Genomic DNA, 16,429 nt, shown 5'->3' with positions numbered 1-16,429 from the left:
CATGCCACTACCTCCAAACCCCATCTGCCTCCAATGCATCGACTATTCCCGGATGGAAGCAAAGCGGGTTCATGGGCCGCAAGGGGATGGGTGCTGGACGGATAATGCCTGCGATCGCAAACGAAATCACTACCGCCACCGCAAAGAAAGCAATGCCAAGCGCCGAGGAGAATACGCTGACCAGAAAGCAAAAGCAGCGCCAGCAAAAACCACGGAAACCTTCTCGATTCCCGTCCAAGCTCCACCCGTGGCGTTGCTTTACCTCTACAAAGAAAAGCCCAAGGATGCTCACCTCCATGCCCTGGCTATCACTGTCTGGCAGGGGAGTGATAAGTTAGCGGAAATTGAAGCTGTCCACTGTATGGGAATGACCAATACCCAAGTGAATCGGTATTTGAAGGAGGTACTGAAGGTCCTAGGCGATCGGTATGGCATCACGGAGTTTGAACCCCCGATTCGCATGGAACCTTCTGAGTGCGAAATTGCGGAATGTCCACTCAAGGATAAGCGCTATGTTCACTCAGCTTGAGCTAGATTTTGCCAGTGCTTTGGCCTCTGCTTTAGACGAACCTGAGCAAGCTGATATTTCCCTGATGTGTGCCTCACTGGAGCAGCATCTACAGGGTCGTTCTCCCCACGAACAGCTCCGAGTGGCTGGGGATGCGATCAAGGATATGGCTGAGGTCTGTTTTCAGCGGGCAGAGCTAATGATCCAGGGTTGGGAAGACAGATACAACTCAGAAGGTCCTGTGTTGGATGAGGATTTCTTAGCTGGGATGATTCAGCAGACTATGTTTCTGGATGTCTCGGATCTGTGTCGTCAGCCGAAGTCACGGAAGAGTCGTCAGGGGTTCACGGGGGTTCCTGTTGAGTCTGTTGTGGGGGAAGTTAGTAAGGATGCGGTTCTAGAGTTTGTCGATGAGCTGGAGTCTGGGGAAGCGGTTGCCCTGAAAGTAAGCCATGTCGAGGATGTTGGGGCCTGGGTGGGCGCGATTTGTGAGTATTTGGAAGGGGCTAAGGGGGCGGTGTCGTTTGTAGAGCTGGTGAGGGGAGTTCGATTACCTTTGGTAGCGGTTTGGCTTGGGCTGCTATTGGGTGGATTTAAGATTGAGCAGAAAGGAGATTTTTATGGTCAGTCGATCCAAATAGGTCTTATTCCAGATGGCCAAGTTAGCTGTAATTATTGAGAAGCAACCTTGTTTTTGATCAGCAGCCTTTTCCCTAGGAGTTGAGTATTGGATAATCGAACCTCTCTTAAGCAAGATTTAACCATGGCTGTCCAGAAACTACAGTCAAAGCATACCCATGTAAAGGATGCACCGATTACTGATCTCGATGTTGGACAACAGCAAGTCCAACTGCTCAACTCCCTTGCTCGATCATTAGAATCTCATTCCCCCTATCCATATCCTCTGTCAGATCAAGAGGCCATAAAAGTACTTAATGGCTCATGGCTGCTTCTCTATTCTGATGCACAAGAAATTCGTTCTTTATCGTCGTTGCCATTAGGGTTAGTGGTAGGTAAAGTTTTCCAAGTGATCGATATCCCTAGCCAGTCATTTGAGAATAAAGCGTATGTGCATCATCGATTCGGTCTGATGACTGGATATGTAAGGATAACAGCAACGTTTGAACCTAAGGCACCAGAGAGTGAGACTCTTCGAAATCGGGGTATTCAGATCCAATTTCTGAAACGTCATCTCAATATTCATAACTTGCTGGGGGTGAGAACACCTGGCCTAGAACCTTTTAAAGTCATGTCAGCTAGTTCCCCAGAGGGAAGAATCCCCAGCCTGGATATCACCTACCTCGACCAGGATTTGAGGCTGGGTAGAGGGGGAAATGGCAGTTTATTTATTCTTGCTCGACAACCTTTTACTAAATAAGGAGCCACATTGACGCTGCATCGTTAAGAGTCTGCGAAACAAATATCTCCGGCTATATCCCTCGTTCTTTCAGGTTTTGTGGGGTAACTTGCTCAACCCCTTTTCACAACTGTGTTCCGTAGCATGTAGTGTCCATGATGCTCATACCCTTGGTCATCTCCTTAAACACACACGCAAATTCGTTGTTTGAGCCAATTATTATGACTCCAGCGAAACTCTAACGAGCAGTTGATATTATCAGAGGAGTATTTTACAATAGTATCATTATTGATACTATCAACTACATGGCGAGTGTCGACAAAATTGTTGCCAAAATGGGAAATAACCCTGCTGGGATTAAGTTCTCCGATTTGTGCAAGGTTTGCAGTCACTATTTCGGTGAAGCACGGCAGACTTCTGGAAGCCATCGAGTCTACAAGACGCCCTGGCAAGGTGACCCCTTCGTTAATGTTCAATCTAAGAAGGGAATGGGCAAACCCTATCAAGTGAAACAAGTGTTAGCTGCGATTCAAAAGCTGGAGTCAATGTGATGGAAGCAAAGTTCTATACCTACCGGGTGATCTGGTCTGAAGAAGATGAGGAATTTGTGGGCTTGTGCGCTGAATTTCCAAGCTTGAGCTGGCTAGATGAAGATCAGCAATCTGCTTTCACTGGCATTGTGGAATTGGTCAAAAATTGTATTGATGATTTAGAGTCACAAAATGAACCCATCCCCATGCCTCTATCTAAGAAGCAGTACAGCGGTAAATTCATGGTGAGAATTCCCCCTGAGCAACATCGGCAATTGGCAATTCAGGCGGCAGAACAAGGTATCAGTCTAAATCGTTTAGCCAGTAGTAAATTGGTGCCAGGGGGTTAGAGAGTATGCCCAAAACCGCCAGCGAATAATCAATATCCCTGTCAGTGTCGAGTTGCAGGGTCTTAGTCTTCTGGAAAAATGACCTCTGCGATTGAGCATAAGATGTGAAGGTCGGAACACTGGAGAAGCCAGCACTCTAAGGGATCTGAAGTACTTCTCAAGCCTGGTCGTAAGACTTGATAGTACAGTTGGAGAATCAGATCAAGGGAAGTTCTAGTGTAGATGATCATCTTACCCCTGTTGGTATCGCTAATAATGGTGTAAAAAAACCTGAGTCCTACCTTATGATTGACTAGAAAATACTCGTAATCCTCAATTTAAATTATGACTGTTAGTCGTATTGCTGTTGCTGGCCGTAAGGGAGGTGTTGGCAAAACCACAATTGCCTGTGGCGTTGCTTCAATCTTAGCTAGCCTTCAAAGTCGAGTATTAGTCATTGACATGGATCCACAGTCAAATGCTGCATATGTTTTGGGAGCTGATCCAACTAAACCTGGCACAGCGTCTCTTCTCGGTGGGAATAAGCCAGAGCCGCTAAATGTAGTTGATAATTTGTCAGTACTTCCTGGAGGTCCTGACCTAATGAATCATAGTATTCAGTCGTGCGATCAGGAAGAATTGGCTGATGCTGTTAATCATATGGATTATGATGTGATAGTTTTTGACTGCCCTCCTGGGAATGAGCACTTAGAGCGTTTAGCTATTAAAGCTGCTGACACTGTATTAATCGTTTCTGATGCACATCCACTTGCGTTAGTTGGTGCTAGTCGCGTAATTAAAGAACTAAATTTAAACAACCAAAAAGGTAGAAAAGGGGCATCAAGATGGGCGATTATCCAATCAAAAATTGATGCGCGTCGAGCTATGGATCGTACTTTCGATGCAGACCTTGCTGAGTCATTCCCAACCATACAAAGATTTGTTGTGCGCCAAGACACCCAATTATCACTGGCAGCAGCAGATCAAATTCCCCTCATGACATATGATGCCAAATGTCGTGGTGCTAAAGATCTGAAAGTTGTTGCGAAGTGGGGAATTGATGGTTAGACGAAAAACTAACTCTAAACGTTTTAAGCAGGCACTAAACGTTGCTGATGATATGTCAGTAATAGATCAAGCCGTATCAAATGAGTCTGATGCTAACCGTCCTTCAAAAACATTACTTCATTTAGAACAGATAAAATATCGAACTGAAGACACACGGGAATTAAATCAAGAACATGTGTTAGCTCTATCCGAATCAATTCAAGTATTGGGATTAATCGAGCCGCTAGTAGTGGATACAAAGAATAGATTGTTGGCAGGAGGCCATCGCTTAGCTGCCATCAATTTTCTACGTGAGAACAAGCAAGACAATTTCGAGGAGCAGTTCCCTAGTTATAAGATACCTGTTCGGGTGATGCCTTTTGATGCAGATGTTGATCCTGAAAAGGCTTTGCAATGTGAGGTAGCTGAAAATGAGCATAGGCGCGACTATACTCCTACAGAAGTGAAGAGCCTAGCTGAACGTCTTAAGAACGCAGGATATAGCCATGGTAAAGGTAGACCCAGAAAAGGGAAAAAGGCTTTATTACCTGCATTGGAGGTGATTATTGGTAAACATACCAGGACAATTCAACGATATTTGAGTGATCATCAAAATAAAAATACGACAAATGTCGTATTAACTGCTGAAACCAAGAGACTAAAGAGGATTGAGAAAGATCTGCTTTATTGGAAACAAGCCAATATGAATGTACCTTCTGATTCAAAAAAGGCAGTGCTTCTAAAAAAAATTCCTTCGCTAACTAAATTAATTAATCAGGTCTTAACAGAAATTGAAGCTCTTGAGTAATTTGCAAAGCAAGAAAGGGAAAACCTTGAGATCGTCACTGGGAGAAGCAAAGAACGCATGATGTCGATCATGGGCGAAGGCAATAGACGATTCGGGTGAGGGACGCTGGAGATTGCGGCGTCGGGGGTAGAGCGGACCTGGTGAATGCAATCCAAGTGGCGATCGCCCAGGTAGGTATACGACATGTTGGGCTGAGATGCTCGTGGTCAGTTGTTGAGGGGGCAGGAGAAACTTTTCAACCCTCCCGATCAGGAAAGGAACACTCCACAGTATTTTGAGGTTGCATTCACCGCTGCCCTTGGTGATGTAGGGCACTCTCCCCTCGCCAGCGACTTTGACCCCAAACTCCAAAGTGACCTTATCGACGTTGGCCGTTGCCATCTCTTTGAAAGCGTTGAGAGTATAGGCCGTATAGGTGCGGATCGTTCCCTGCATGGCCTGGTAAATTATTTCTCAGAGATCGCCTAAATTTAGGTACTACGAATTGTTCCATTGGGCATAATAGTTCGATAAAAAATGGAAGTGCCCAATCTTTTCTCGAAATCTTTCATCTCAGCAGGATGGTCAGGGATAGTATTCAAGAGATCGGCTTCAGTGAAGTCAGCAACCCCTCTGGCTTCTTGGAGATCGGCATCTCGCAAATTAGCATGCAAGAATCGAGTCCCAATCAAACTAGTACAAGCCAGATTCGCCCTGTGCAAATTAGCTTGAAAAAAGGTGGCGCCATCCAAAGTCGCTCTAAACATCCGAGCATTAGACAAATTAGCTTGCTCGAAGAAAGTTCCAATGGCGTCTCCATTAACAACAGCATTAGTCAGGCTAGCCCGATTCAGGTTGGCACGAGTCAAATCGGCTCCTTCCAAGTTGATGCCTTCCAAATTGGAGTCACTCAAATTAGCCGCAATGAGCAAAGTTCGCCCCAACTTGGCATTAGACAAATTTATCCTTTGTAAGTTAGCTCTAATCAGATTAGCCCCTCGGAGACTAATTCCACTGAAATCTCTCTCCCCAGCAGCATAACGCTCCAACAATTCCACAGCAGTCATAACTACAACTCCCAAAACACAACCGTACCTATACATCCGGCCACTCTTCATTCACCCCTCAAACCTCGCCACTCTCTATCGATTCAGGTACACCAAAACCATCTCATCAATACGCTCTATCCGCTCCAGTCGGCAACTCGACCACCTGTGACACATCAAACGTATCTTTTAGCTCAAATGCTGCCTCAAAACTAAGCTCATGAATTTCAAACGGAATTCTTAGGATGCGACTAAGGCAACCCGAAAGCCAATGGTGTTGTTTTCACTATCGTATGGTTTGAGCCAAGAGCGAGTTGCTGAACGGCAGCCATCCGAGTTGCTGAGCCAGGAGCCTCCTCTCCGCATTCTTTCGTAGTAATAGTTATCCTCCCAAGCACTTCCATCAGTGGGGGCACCTTCATAGTTTTTATGCAAAGTATCTTGACACCATTCAGTTACATTTCCATGCATGTCATGTAAACCAAAGGCATTAGGGGGAAATCTGCCGACGTCTGTGGTCGTTTTCAGAGAGTGTCCTTTTGGGCCAGAGGCATAACCTCTAGAAGGGTAGTAATTCGCTAAATCTAGGGTGATGGTCTCACCACAATGGAAAGGAGTGATTGTTCCAGCTCGACAAGCATATTCCCATTCTGCTTCACTTGGCAGCCGATAGAGTTTACCGCTTTTCTGAGAGAGCTTTTGGCAGAATTCAGTGGCATCATTCCAAGAAACCCGCTCTACAGGCCGATTAGCACCTTTAGAGTTAGAAGGGTTAGTCCTCATGATGGCTTTCCACTGGGCCTGGGTCACTGGATATCTGCCCAGGTAAAACGAGGGAACAGTGACTTCGGGCGTATTTAGCGGATCGGGGATGCCTTAGTTTTCGGAATGGTCACCTCTGGGAATAAGGAGTCAAACCGTTCATTGACCCAGGCAATTCTCAAGATCAGTAAATGGTTGAAACCATCCTCACTCCAGCGCATGCCAACTCCCTTAAAGCGCTGCTGAATCAACCACTTGCATGCACTTTCAACCATTCCTGACCCGAGAGGAATCTGTTGCTGTTCAAAGTGCCGATAACGGATGTGGTTATGATGGCGTTGGAAATAAGCCTGCACCTGGAGCAACGTTGAAAAAGACTTTCCCGTTAACAGTTGTGAGTGAATCAATATCGTCAAGGACCGTAATACAAGTAGGTGTTGCCCGTGTCGCAATTGGTGTCGCCAGTGCCGGAACCAGGCTTGGGCTTGAGCAGAGCGGGCATCTCCAAACATCGCTTTAGTTGCTCGTGCCAGATGGCCTGCTGAATGAAAAAAGTCGAGGACTGCCACAGCACAATGAGAGAACAAGGTGCGATAGACTCGCCAGAAGCCTCGTCCCCCATCACTGAGCCAGATGACTTTTGGAGCAGATTCAAAGTCTTGTTTGTGAGCTTCGAGTTGAAGTAAAGGGATGAACTGGTCGATATCGCCCAATACTGCCACCAGTCTTCGACGCAGTAATTGGGGGACCTCCTTTTTAGCTCGGGTAACCCGTGTTCCCAGGCGAGCTAAGATGGCGACTTTGACTTCTCGCCACTGGATTTTTCCCTTGGGTGAGTTCGGGGTGGGGCGAAAGGGGACCATCACACCATCGGCGGCAATGGCCAAAGGTAGAGCAGATAACATCTCTGAAATCGCTTCACAAGGGGCCTGAGTCCCTGATGATTGAGCGTTGAGTTGAGCTTCTAATTCCTGCTGAGCTTTGTTACCCACGGATTGCACCCAGTTCCACAAACTGGATGGACTCACGGATAGACCACTCCACTGACCCAGCATCCAACTGGCCAGTTCATAGGGCATGAACAGACTCAACAAGCAGCCCAGACGCACCAGTTCTTCGCTGCTGTGCTGATAGGGGGCAATCCCAATGGCTTGATCCAGGGGAGTCAACAGACTGCCTGGACATCCTTTGGGACAACGGCCCACCCGTCGCTTTCAAGAGATAGTGCCTACCAGTGTCTGCATCTGACGAGATTCCCATCCCTTCGAATGTAAGCGGGTTCCGCAGGTAGTACATACAGGCCATACAAATACTGCTTTCGCGCGCCTTGAGAGTTCATCCTCCAGAAGACAGCGAGCTAGAAACAAGCCCATTTGCAGAACGATATAAACCATCTGACTCAGGCTGGTTGATACTTTGAGTGCTTCAGTTTGTTCTAGAAATTCGTCATGGGCTAGCACGGTTAGCAATTGCGATGGTAGGGTCATGATAGTTTTTTGGTTCGGGTACAGGATCTATTGTCCTTGACCCGTTTTTCTTTGAGCCATGCATCCCCGATCCTTTGCTTACGCCCAGTGACTTCGTGTTGGGGGCCTTCAATATCCCATCTTTTTAGCTCATGTGAAGGAGACCCCATAGTAAAAGTTCCTCCAGGAATGGACACCATCTCTAATGTTATGTTGCTGCCAAGGTCTTCTTTGAGAATCTGCAGTTGGGGGAGTGAACGCCGATGGATAATTCTACCCTTTGCATCAACCGTGAAAATTTCATTAGTCGGCAATAACTCTGGGAAAAATGTGGGTAAAGGACGGGTAGTTATATCTTCACAAGAATGAAGAGAGTGAGCGATCACTGAACCTAGAGTTCCTAATCCCGTATATTTCAACAAGACTAAAAATCTGCGTCGATTAGCTGAGAAAGTTTGAGACATCAATAGATCAAGATAAGTGTGGACCGGGAGACTACCAAGATTTGGTCCGACTCCCAGGATATTTTTTTCTCATACTGGTATGGAGTACCTGATCGCAATACTTGTTATTTGTTAGTGTCCCGATTTATTCGCCATGAGCTGAGATAGCTGAAATGCTTTGGTAATAGATAATTCAGAGCATTCCTTGATGAACATTGCCCAACGCGAGCAGCGGATTATCCGTATTCAGTCTCAAAGTTCCTATGCCTCTATTAACAAAGCCCTAGAAGCAACCCTTCGCCTTGAAGCAAACCGAGTCACCCAGAACGCAGTAGAGTCAGCACTAGACGAAGAAGTTCAAGCTTATCTATCAGAGGTTCAAGGGGATCGACCTCGACGTTCAGGCTACTATCAACGGGTCCTCGATACTCAATACGGCCGTATTGCTCAGCTGTCTGTCCCTAAGCTACGGAAAGGGAATGCAGACCGAGAGTGGCAGATTTTAGAACGTTACCAACGAGCTCTCGGTAGTCTCCTCGATTTTTGCCTCGGCTTGTACGTTATGGGGTTATCGCTTCGGGATCTGCAAGAAGCTCTCTATGAGATTCTAGGAGCAGTCTTATCCGTTAATGCCATTAACCGAATTACGCTAAAAGCTCAGAAGCAAATGTTTCAAAGCCGTCAGACTCGTCTTGAGGAAACCCCTCCTATTCTGATTGTCGATGGTGTTTGGGCTAGTGTTCAGTGTTCCTCAGAAGACTTTTGGGAAGACCAAGCTGGGCATATCCGGAAACTACGTCATGCGGAAGACCGAGTCATTCTAGTCGCTATGGCAGTGTGGCCCGATGGCACCCAAACGGTGCTTCATTATGAAATGGCGACGCAAGAATCGGAGGCAGCTTGGTTACTGTTCTTTGCGCATCTGTGGCAACGGGGATTGCAACCCTATTCGGTGAAATTGATTGTCAGTGATGGCACGACTGGGTTGCCTAAGGTGATTCGTGCTCTGTTTCCCCTCGCACAACATCAGCGATGCATTACTCATAAGGTTCGAGCGATGCTCCGGCATTTGGGATATGAGCAATTGCCACACCTGGATGCTCAAGGACAAGAACTGTCCCACTCTGAAGCCAAGAAGCTGCGATATTCACAAATTAAACACGATGCCTATGCTATCTATAAAGCGCCAGACTGGGAAGAAGCGATTGTGATGTTGCTCGTGTTTGCACAGAAATGGACAGACCTTGAACCCGATGCGGTCAGAACCTTTATCAAAGATTTTGCCCTGACCTTGAGTTTCTATGATTTTGATGAATCCCTTCATTCGCTGATTCGTACTTCCAATGCCCTAGAAAGGCTGTTCCGGGAATTCCGAACCAAAGCTGATGAAATTGGTGCTTTCCCCAATGAGGAGAGCTGTTTAGCGATTTTCTTCCTCGTCTCTCGTAGGGATCATGCCAAGCATGATCGCTTCAAAAAGCATCGTGAATAAATCAGGACACTAACCTAATTCCTGGAGAACCCATTTAGATTTAATTTATGGGTACCCAAATCTCTACCACACCTGTTCCTAGTTGAGGATCGAAACGCTCATCATAGCGCTCGAACTCCGGTGCTTCGGATGGATTGTATATTGATTGGGGTAACCATTGATTCCAAATGGTATAAACAGTATTACGAATGGTAGAAATATGATTTCGGTGAGAAAACACAGCGTATTTGTGTGCAGGAATTTGTACGTAGTTGAAGTCATCAGGAAGGTCTGCTAAGTAGGAAACTTCTACACTGGCAATATAGTCAAAGTTTCCTGCACCATCACTATTGCAACATACTCCATAGGTCACTGTTCCAACCTGCCCTGGGATATGTCCTATATAGGGTCCAAAGCATTGCCACAGCAGAGGAATGCCGTGATTAGTTTCAAATGTATAACGATCCCTTAGTCCAGCGATGAGGAAAGTATCAGCATATGTAATGTACGGGGATTCGAGCTTAACAATCAGATTTTCATTCATTACAATAGGCTCCACCATCTGAATTGAGTCGAGATGACGCTTTGCGCGAACTTGCTTGGGCATGATACCGAATTGAGCACAGAAGGCCCGCGTAAAAGCTTCATGAGAGCTGTAGCCCGCATCGAGTGCTACAGCAAGAATATCAGGAGCACCAACAGCGAGCGCACGGGCGGCTTCAGTCAAACGTCGACTACGGACATACCGCATTACGGAATATCCCGTTGCGATACCAAACACTCGTGTCAAGTGATAGCGAGAGACATCACTTGCGTTTGCAATAGCCGATAATGTTAGTTTTTTATTGAAGTGGCTTTCAATAAACCAGAGTGCTTTTTCAACAGGCCCCATATTACTTTTCGCGTTAGCACGATTACAGTATGCATGTTTCTCATCTAGCTAATTTGATTGTTATTGCTGCTATGAATAAAATCGTTACTGGTTCAAGGATTGAGCTTCTATGATTTTGATGAATCCATCTATTCGCTGATTCGTACCTTTAATGCACTCGAACTGCTATTCCAGAACTTCAGAAATATGGCTGATAAAAGTGATGCTTTCCCAAATGAGGAGAGCTGTTTAGTAATATTCTTTCTCGTCTCACGCAGGGATCATGCCAAGCATGATCGACTCAAAAGCCGTGGCGAATAAATAGGGACACTAACTGTTATTTGGAGTTAATCAATAACTATTTTCTTCTAAAATTCCACAGCATCACTGGATCACTCCGATCTTCCCTGGACGAAAGAAAGTGGGGTATGACAACGATTCGCGCAAAAACTGATCATAGCACCTAAACCCTTACTAGGTAGTCATTATAGGGTTTGTGAATATAAGACTTGTCGTTCGCGTAATAACTTCGCAATAAAAATACAGTCTAAAAAGCTTGAAATCTTTTCTTGGATAGGTTTACAACAGAAAAACTCTAAACCTTTGATACTTTCTATTCTCCGATTTGCTCAATCTAGCATTCGAGCTATAGACCAAGGTAATTTCTTAAAAAGCAGTTCCCTAAACAAAAATCAACGCGGTTTATATTGTTCAAGAACGTCAGGGGGTAATGGGTTGCCCTCCACAATTATCTTTGTTGATCGACGCAGCTTTTCTATCTCTATTGGCAGGCTACTCAGTTTATTTTTCGAGAGGAATAGCGTTTGCAGATTGGTAAGCTTTACGATTTCTAGTGGCAGTTGGGTCAGTTTGTTGCCCGAGAGTTCTAGCGATAGCAGATTGGTAAGCTTTACGATTTCTGGTGGCAGTTGGGTCAGTTGATTGAACTGGAGGGATAGCCATTGCAGATTGGTAAGCTGTCCGATTTCTGGTGGTAGTTGGGTCAGTTGGTTGTACGAGAGGAATAGCGTTTGCAGATTGGTAAGCTTTACGATTTCTGGTGGCAGTTGGGTCAGTTGGTTGCTCGAGAGGGATAGCGTTTGCAGATTGGTAAGCTGTACGACTTCTGGTGGTAGTTGGGTCAGTTTATTTTTCTCGAGGTATAGCTCTTTCAGATTGGTAAGCTGTCCGATTTCTGGTGGCAGTTGGGTCAGTTTATTTTCCGAGAGTCCTAGCCATTGCAGATTGGCAAGCTTTACGATTTCTGGTGGCAGTTGGGTCAATTTATTTTCCGAGAGTTCTAGCCTTTGCAGATTGGCAAGCTTTACGATTTCTGGTGGCAGTTGGGTCAGTTTATTTTCCGAGAGTCCTAGCCATTGCAGATTGGTAAGCTGTATGACTTCTGGTGGCAGTTGGGTCAGTTTATTTTTCCAGAGTCCTAGCCATTGCAGATTGGCAAGCTGTCCGATTTCTGGTGGCAGTTGGGTCAGTTTATTTTTCCAAAGTCCTAGCCATTGCAGCTTGGTAAGCTGTCCGATTTCTGGTGGCAGTTGGGTCAGTTGGTTGCTCGAGAGGGATAGCCATTGCAGCTTGGTAAGCTGTCCGATTTCTGGTGGCAGTTGGGTCAGTTGGTTACCCGAGAAGGTTAGCCATTGCAGCTTGGTAAGCTGTCCGATTTCTGGTGGCAGTTGGGTCAGTTGGTTGCTCGAGAGGGATAGCCATTGCAGATTGGTAAGCTGTCCGATTTCTGGTGGCAGTTGAGTCAGTGATAGGAACGCCAAATCTAGTTCAGTTGCTTGTGTCTCTTTCGCCACTCGAATTTGACGCAGGGCTTCTGCATAGCCTCCATCCACTTGGGGCTGCTCTGATTGTGCTAGATGTGTAGAATCCTCACTAGCTGGACTTGCCAGCACAACTGCATCCTTTCTCCCCACTGAGTTGCATAGCCCCGTTGTCAGAACGACTAACACCACTATTCCTTTAGAGAATCTCCTAAGTGACATATCCCGCAATTTCCTTAGAAAAAAGAATGACTGTACTCAAGTCTAGCTCTACCGTGCTATTCTCTCTTTTTAGGAAAAATTACACTGGTTCCTTGGCATTTGGCAACTCATTTCGGGTTTTACTCCATGGTTCAGATCACCTAAAACCCTTCCCTGCATAGCCTTCTATCGTTGCAGACTAAAATGACGCCAGTCATTTAGTTTACCGTTCGTTAGGAGTGCAGATGCCTCAAACTAAGCCCTATAAATGGATTCCAACATTCTTAACCCTTGAGCAGTTTGAGACATTTGTCTTACCCCATTTGCACATCGGCACTCGGGGACCTCAACCAAAGCTCTCTTTGCATGCCATCTTCAACTACATTTTGAAGTTGCTGCACTTGGGATGTCAGTGGAGTGAGCTACCCATTGAAAAGGACAAAAATGGGCGACCGGAAATTAACCACTCCAGTGTTTATCGAGCCTTTCGACGCTATGAAACCCATGGGTGTTTTGAAGACATTTTCAAGGCGTCAGTCTCAATGCTTAATGAAAAAGGAAAGTTGGATGCCAGCATTATTCATGGAGATGGGACAACCACTGCAGCCAAGAAAGGGGGCGACAATCTGGGATTCAGTGGACACAAGCACATGAAGGGTGACAAAGTGGTTGCCTTTTGTGATCGCAATTGCAATGTGATCTCTCCCTTTATCACTGCTCCTGGTAACCGGAACGAGTCACCTCTATTCAAAACGGCACTGACGCAAGTAATGAGTACAGCCCGAACCATAGGTATAGACTTGATTGGGACTGTCGTCAGCTTGGATGGCGTGTACGATAGTCGTGAGAATCGCAAGGCCATTTTCAATCGAAGGATGGTGCCAAATATCAATGAAAATCTTCGGGGGAGAAAGACGCCAAAGCCAGGTCCAAAAAGGCTGTTCGATTCATCCATCTTCCAAGAAAGATTCAATACCATTGAGCGAGTCTTTGCCTGGGAGGATAAATTCAAGCGCTTGCTACTGCGATTCGAGTGGATCAGTAAGTTGCACTATGCCCTGAAAAGCTTGGCATACACGATGATCAATCTTCGGCATTTTTGCCAAGGGTAAGCTCAATATGAAATCTATAAATTCTAGAGGTCTCTGTAACTGAGATCCAGTTTTTCATGCATAGAAAACGGAATTATGGGGTGAATTCTCAAAGTGAGGTGATGCAATTGCCTGTTTCTTCTTTCTTTGTTATTCATGTTAGGTTAAACAGCCGATTTGTCAGATCAACTGGATTAAAACCCGAAATCAGTTGCCGGTTATGATCCAAGTCGTGATGACCTAATCTTATTAAATATCGACGAGTAGGCGTTTTGGCAATGGCATCCTGGGTATACGATCCGCATTCAGGCGGCATGAAAATTCCAACTCGACTGAAAGAGTCGATCAAACAGCGCATACTGGCCTATGCGGCAGAGCATTATGCTGGCAAATACAATCGGATTGACGTGCGCTTTCGAGACAAGTTTTGCTATATCGATGCCTACTTAGAACCCGAGGTACCAGCGGAGAATTTTAACGAGGAATTCTATGGCTGCACGCGGGAAGAGCGGATTGAGTTTTTGAGGACAGTGCCGATCCATCTGTGCCGCTTGCGCTACAGTGGCGATGCGGAAAAGTGGGCAATGGCATTTTATACCTACAGTAACAACAAGTATGAGCCTTGTGTGTTCAATAACGGTACTTTTCAGGGCACACCAGAAGACGCTTTTAATAGCTCAGCAATGTATCTTCAATAGTTGATTTTCTGCCCAAGAATATTCTGTTGTCATGAAAGTTAAAGTCACTATTTTCTTGTCTTGTTCACTTTCTGAATAATTTCAAGGCTTGAGGAGGGCAGCACTTGATCTTAGCAATTATAAAAAGAGTGTGGAAATTGAAACATCAAAAAACGACGAACAGCATGATGATAAACTCAGCTACTCAGCTATATTTCGCAGATATAAAGTACTTTTTGAAGATTCGTGAAAGCTCATCATGGAAGCCCCAACCCATTTCAGAAGTACTTCGGACAATATTCTTTGCCTGAGAAAAGTAGTTATCTTGCAATCTATTTTTAGATGCTAGTTTGGCCGCCCGTTCAAACAAATCTTCAAATGCCATATAGAATTTCTCATCGATATCTCCGTAGGCCAGTGTATACTCCACACCTGCCTCAACACAAAAGTAGATGAAATTAATCACCTGATTAGAACTTGTTGCTTCTGCTTCGACTTTCTGAACCATCTGATATGCGATTGATGGGTTGCCACCTCCATGATCCCCAACAGGGAAAAATTCAGAGCGAACATACGCCTTGTATTCATCAAAGTTGTGGTCTGAGGTTGTGATGCCAACTTTTGAGTTTAAGAAACGTTCAGCGGCGGCATTATCCTTAGCCAGTTCTAAAAACATCTCTATGAGTTCATCTTTCGAGCAGCTCCTGAGATGTTTTTGAATGATTCGTGTTTTCATGGGATGTTGCAGGTCAAAGGTTTTAGCTAAGTACACACATGGAATAACGCTCGAACTGAGTTGCTTGCTAATTCTCAAGTCGTCCAATAGCTTCCCCTAATCAACCCCAAGCCTTCGCCACCCGCTCCCGATCCAACCACACCCCGATCATCTCCTCAATCCGTTCAATGGTTTCCCCTGGCCGCAGACTCAAAACCTGCAACACATCGAATGTGTCTTCTAATTCCAAGGCACACTCAAAGCAAAATTCAGGCGTTTCAAACGAAATTCTGATGAAGGGCTTGCCGCTGCCCTCGACGGTGATCCAATACTTCCCTGAACTGCTTTGGGAAACGGTCAGATACTCAAGCTGCCCCTTTTGCTTGGTCTGCTCAATCAGAGTCTTTTGACGCTTCTCAAGTGCGTGGAATTTGGACTCAAAGTCTCTGGATACTCTGGGGGGTCGGACTCTTCCTGGTGTTTGCCGAGCTGAATACCCTCGCTGTGTTCTTCGTGTGTCGGTGGGTTCGCTGCGGTCGTATTTGGGAGTGGGTTCAGTGATGCGATCATCGTCTTCAGGCTGTGGAGTCGCCTTGCGCTTCACTGGCAGATCGTCTTTCCGGTCGATGGTCGGGAATGATGTCTTGTCTGGGTATGCGGGGGGTGCTTCGGTGTTTGTCGAGGGTTTCACCGGGAGGTCGGCTGGTGGCTTGGACTTCAGGGAAATGAGTTGGGGAGGCATTGCAGATATCCAGTGCTAAGGCTGGTTTAGTGTAGCTTTTGGGGATATGGTCTGGGGGATTTCAGGGGAAAGCTTAATTTGGAGCAGCTTTGCCAAGCAGTCTCTTCGCAGCCTCCGCTTTCGCCTCTTTCTTCGATGTACCCTCGCCAACTCCCCGTAATCCCATCGCCTGTGCCATACAACGAAACCCCTCCGAAATTTCCTCGAACTCGTACCTGGGCATTGAGATTTGCTGATGCTGGCATAACTCCTGTAACTCACCGATCGGATTCTCCACCACATCATCAACTAGGCTCACGGATTGGTCTTTGCTTCCTTCTTGGCCTGGATGTAGGACTCTCACTTGCTGTTCTGCTCTGCGAATGGCTCGGTTTCGTGCGCTATCGAGGAGTTTGATCAGGGCATCTTCAGGATCTTCGTTGGGGAATGTGTAAGCGAGAAACCCAAGGTGTTCGGGAGTGAGGCTGATGGTCAGTTTGAGGGAATGTTGAGATCGCAAAGTCGTCTCCGAAAAGTGGTATCGTTCGGTACATGAGGTTGCAGGGGAATAGCTGCTTATTTCTGGTTCCATCGTCCCCTTTCTGTTTTAAAACTCAATAAAATAT

General features: G+C 45.9%; 19 protein-coding genes and 1 pseudogene. 11 read left to right on the top strand and 9 right to left on the bottom strand.

What is annotated here, in order from left to right:
• The first annotated feature begins 1 nt into the window (after nt 1).
• The 7 genes from I1H34_RS31225 (at nt 2) to I1H34_RS31195 (ending at nt 4,579) form a co-directional block, all read left to right on the top strand.
• Nucleotides 2–529, top strand: a complete 528-nt coding sequence (locus I1H34_RS31225; RefSeq protein WP_212667185.1) for a hypothetical protein — start codon at nt 2–4, stop codon at nt 527–529.
• A complete protein-coding gene (locus tag I1H34_RS31220; protein ID WP_212667184.1) occupies nt 513–1,187 on the top strand; it encodes a hypothetical protein in 675 nt (224 codons plus the stop codon). The genes I1H34_RS31225 and I1H34_RS31220 overlap by 17 nt, the downstream gene beginning before the upstream one ends.
• Before the next feature lie 48 nt (nt 1,188–1,235).
• Nucleotides 1,236–1,886 (top strand): PAP/fibrillin family protein, encoded by a 651-nt coding sequence (locus I1H34_RS31215; protein WP_212667183.1) that lies wholly within the window; start codon nt 1,236–1,238, stop codon nt 1,884–1,886.
• Nucleotides 1,887–2,170: 284 nt separating this feature from the next.
• Nucleotides 2,171–2,416 carry a toxin HicA gene (locus I1H34_RS31210; protein ID WP_212667182.1) on the top strand — a complete coding sequence of 82 codons (246 nt, stop codon included), beginning with the start codon at nt 2,171–2,173 and terminating at the stop codon, nt 2,414–2,416.
• Nucleotides 2,416–2,745: a type II toxin-antitoxin system HicB family antitoxin gene (locus tag I1H34_RS31205; RefSeq protein WP_212667181.1), complete on the top strand. Its 330-nt coding sequence runs from the start codon at nt 2,416–2,418 to the stop codon at nt 2,743–2,745. Before I1H34_RS31210 ends, I1H34_RS31205 begins: the two co-directional genes overlap by 1 nt.
• A 324-nt stretch (nt 2,746–3,069) precedes the next feature.
• Complete coding sequence (locus tag I1H34_RS31200; protein WP_212667180.1) at nt 3,070–3,792, top strand: ParA family protein; 723 nt, start codon at nt 3,070–3,072, stop codon at nt 3,790–3,792.
• On the top strand, nt 3,785–4,579 hold the full coding sequence (locus I1H34_RS31195) for a ParB N-terminal domain-containing protein (RefSeq protein ID WP_212667179.1): 795 nt from the start codon (nt 3,785–3,787) through the stop codon (nt 4,577–4,579). Before I1H34_RS31200 ends, I1H34_RS31195 begins: the two co-directional genes overlap by 8 nt.
• Here the strand turns inward: I1H34_RS31195 and I1H34_RS31190 are convergent.
• From I1H34_RS31190 to I1H34_RS31175, 4 genes and pseudogenes are all read right to left on the bottom strand, one after another.
• Nucleotides 4,553–5,014 (bottom strand): CU044_2847 family protein, encoded by a 462-nt coding sequence (locus I1H34_RS31190; RefSeq protein WP_212667178.1) that lies wholly within the window; start codon nt 5,012–5,014, stop codon nt 4,553–4,555. The genes I1H34_RS31195 and I1H34_RS31190 overlap by 27 nt on opposite strands.
• A 35-nt stretch (nt 5,015–5,049) precedes the next feature.
• Nucleotides 5,050–5,625 (bottom strand): pentapeptide repeat-containing protein, encoded by a 576-nt coding sequence (locus tag I1H34_RS31185; protein ID WP_212667177.1) that lies wholly within the window; start codon nt 5,623–5,625, stop codon nt 5,050–5,052.
• A gap of 219 nt (nt 5,626–5,844) precedes the next feature.
• Nucleotides 5,845–6,477 (bottom strand): formylglycine-generating enzyme family protein, encoded by a 633-nt coding sequence (locus I1H34_RS31180; protein WP_212667304.1) that lies wholly within the window; start codon nt 6,475–6,477, stop codon nt 5,845–5,847.
• Nucleotides 6,462–7,853 (bottom strand): annotated as a pseudogene (locus I1H34_RS31175) (ISKra4 family transposase). The gene I1H34_RS31180 and the pseudogene I1H34_RS31175 overlap by 16 nt, the downstream one beginning before the upstream one ends.
• A 630-nt stretch (nt 7,854–8,483) precedes the next feature.
• Between I1H34_RS31175 and I1H34_RS31165 the strand changes: the two are divergent.
• Nucleotides 8,484–9,767 (top strand): IS256 family transposase, encoded by a 1,284-nt coding sequence (locus I1H34_RS31165; protein WP_212667176.1) that lies wholly within the window; start codon nt 8,484–8,486, stop codon nt 9,765–9,767.
• Between the two features lie 40 nt (nt 9,768–9,807).
• Here the strand turns inward: I1H34_RS31165 and I1H34_RS31160 are convergent, their stop codons facing one another.
• The gene (locus I1H34_RS31160; RefSeq protein ID WP_212667175.1) at nt 9,808–10,638 is read right to left on the bottom strand and encodes an AraC family transcriptional regulator; all 831 of its coding nucleotides are present in this window, start codon (nt 10,636–10,638) and stop codon (nt 9,808–9,810) included.
• A 99-nt stretch (nt 10,639–10,737) separates the two neighbouring features.
• On the opposite strand from I1H34_RS31160, the gene I1H34_RS33205 reads away from it, so the two are divergent.
• Nucleotides 10,738–10,938 carry a transposase gene (locus I1H34_RS33205; RefSeq protein ID WP_212667174.1) on the top strand — a complete coding sequence of 67 codons (201 nt, stop codon included), beginning with the start codon at nt 10,738–10,740 and terminating at the stop codon, nt 10,936–10,938.
• A gap of 371 nt (nt 10,939–11,309) precedes the next feature.
• Here I1H34_RS33205 and I1H34_RS31150 read toward each other — a convergent pair whose 3' ends face one another.
• The gene (locus I1H34_RS31150; protein ID WP_212667173.1) at nt 11,310–12,620 is read right to left on the bottom strand and encodes a leucine-rich repeat domain-containing protein; all 1,311 of its coding nucleotides are present in this window, start codon (nt 12,618–12,620) and stop codon (nt 11,310–11,312) included.
• Between the two features lie 224 nt (nt 12,621–12,844).
• On the opposite strand from I1H34_RS31150, the gene I1H34_RS31145 reads away from it, so the two are divergent.
• Together I1H34_RS31145 and I1H34_RS31140 are read left to right on the top strand one after the other, a co-directional pair.
• Nucleotides 12,845–13,711, top strand: a complete 867-nt coding sequence (locus I1H34_RS31145) for a transposase (RefSeq protein WP_212667172.1) — start codon at nt 12,845–12,847, stop codon at nt 13,709–13,711.
• A 257-nt stretch (nt 13,712–13,968) separates the two neighbouring features.
• Nucleotides 13,969–14,388: a hypothetical protein gene (locus tag I1H34_RS31140; protein ID WP_212667171.1), complete on the top strand. Its 420-nt coding sequence runs from the start codon at nt 13,969–13,971 to the stop codon at nt 14,386–14,388.
• Between the two features lie 184 nt (nt 14,389–14,572).
• Here I1H34_RS31140 and I1H34_RS31135 read toward each other — a convergent pair whose 3' ends face one another.
• From I1H34_RS31135 to I1H34_RS31125, 3 genes are all read right to left on the bottom strand, one after another.
• Nucleotides 14,573–15,103, bottom strand: coding sequence for a hypothetical protein (locus I1H34_RS31135; RefSeq protein WP_212667170.1), 531 nt, complete (start codon nt 15,101–15,103; stop codon nt 14,573–14,575).
• A 100-nt stretch (nt 15,104–15,203) separates the two neighbouring features.
• Nucleotides 15,204–15,824 carry a hypothetical protein gene (locus tag I1H34_RS31130; RefSeq protein WP_212667169.1) on the bottom strand — a complete coding sequence of 207 codons (621 nt, stop codon included), beginning with the start codon at nt 15,822–15,824 and terminating at the stop codon, nt 15,204–15,206.
• A gap of 73 nt (nt 15,825–15,897) precedes the next feature.
• A complete protein-coding gene (locus I1H34_RS31125; RefSeq protein WP_212667168.1) occupies nt 15,898–16,395 on the bottom strand; it encodes a putative dsRNA-binding protein in 498 nt (165 codons plus the stop codon).
• Between the last annotated feature and the right edge of the window lie 34 nt (nt 16,396–16,429).

Origin of the sequence: Acaryochloris marina S15 (genome assembly GCF_018336915.1) — a bacterium.
GTDB classification, from domain to species: Bacteria; Cyanobacteriota; Cyanobacteriia; order Thermosynechococcales; family Thermosynechococcaceae; genus Acaryochloris; species Acaryochloris marina_A.
Note: the sequence above shows the minus strand (reverse complement) of the source record. Positions and strands in the feature narration are given on the sequence as shown.

What these genes read in the sequence shown, in the direction of transcription:
- I1H34_RS31135 (WP_212667170.1), bottom strand. Translation starts at nt 15,103, where the DNA reads ATGAAAACACGAATCATTCAAAAACATCTCAGGAGCTGCTCGAAAGAT.
- I1H34_RS31125 (WP_212667168.1), bottom strand. Translation starts at nt 16,395, where the DNA reads ATGGAACCAGAAATAAGCAGCTATTCCCCTGCAACCTCATGTACCGAA.
- I1H34_RS31210 (WP_212667182.1), top strand. Translation starts at nt 2,171, where the DNA reads ATGGCGAGTGTCGACAAAATTGTTGCCAAAATGGGAAATAACCCTGCT.
- I1H34_RS31205 (WP_212667181.1), top strand. Translation starts at nt 2,416, where the DNA reads ATGGAAGCAAAGTTCTATACCTACCGGGTGATCTGGTCTGAAGAAGAT.
- I1H34_RS31145 (WP_212667172.1), top strand. Translation starts at nt 12,845, where the DNA reads ATGCCTCAAACTAAGCCCTATAAATGGATTCCAACATTCTTAACCCTT.
- I1H34_RS31225 (WP_212667185.1), top strand. Translation starts at nt 2, where the DNA reads ATGCCACTACCTCCAAACCCCATCTGCCTCCAATGCATCGACTATTCC.
- I1H34_RS31200 (WP_212667180.1), top strand. Translation starts at nt 3,070, where the DNA reads ATGACTGTTAGTCGTATTGCTGTTGCTGGCCGTAAGGGAGGTGTTGGC.
- I1H34_RS31220 (WP_212667184.1), top strand. Translation starts at nt 513, where the DNA reads ATGTTCACTCAGCTTGAGCTAGATTTTGCCAGTGCTTTGGCCTCTGCT.
- I1H34_RS31150 (WP_212667173.1), bottom strand. Translation starts at nt 12,620, where the DNA reads ATGTCACTTAGGAGATTCTCTAAAGGAATAGTGGTGTTAGTCGTTCTG.
- I1H34_RS31140 (WP_212667171.1), top strand. Translation starts at nt 13,969, where the DNA reads ATGGCATCCTGGGTATACGATCCGCATTCAGGCGGCATGAAAATTCCA.
- I1H34_RS31160 (WP_212667175.1), bottom strand. Translation starts at nt 10,638, where the DNA reads ATGGGGCCTGTTGAAAAAGCACTCTGGTTTATTGAAAGCCACTTCAAT.
- I1H34_RS31195 (WP_212667179.1), top strand. Translation starts at nt 3,785, where the DNA reads ATGGTTAGACGAAAAACTAACTCTAAACGTTTTAAGCAGGCACTAAAC.
- I1H34_RS31185 (WP_212667177.1), bottom strand. Translation starts at nt 5,625, where the DNA reads ATGACTGCTGTGGAATTGTTGGAGCGTTATGCTGCTGGGGAGAGAGAT.
- I1H34_RS31190 (WP_212667178.1), bottom strand. Translation starts at nt 5,014, where the DNA reads ATGCAGGGAACGATCCGCACCTATACGGCCTATACTCTCAACGCTTTC.
- I1H34_RS31130 (WP_212667169.1), bottom strand. Translation starts at nt 15,824, where the DNA reads ATGCCTCCCCAACTCATTTCCCTGAAGTCCAAGCCACCAGCCGACCTC.
- I1H34_RS31165 (WP_212667176.1), top strand. Translation starts at nt 8,484, where the DNA reads ATGAACATTGCCCAACGCGAGCAGCGGATTATCCGTATTCAGTCTCAA.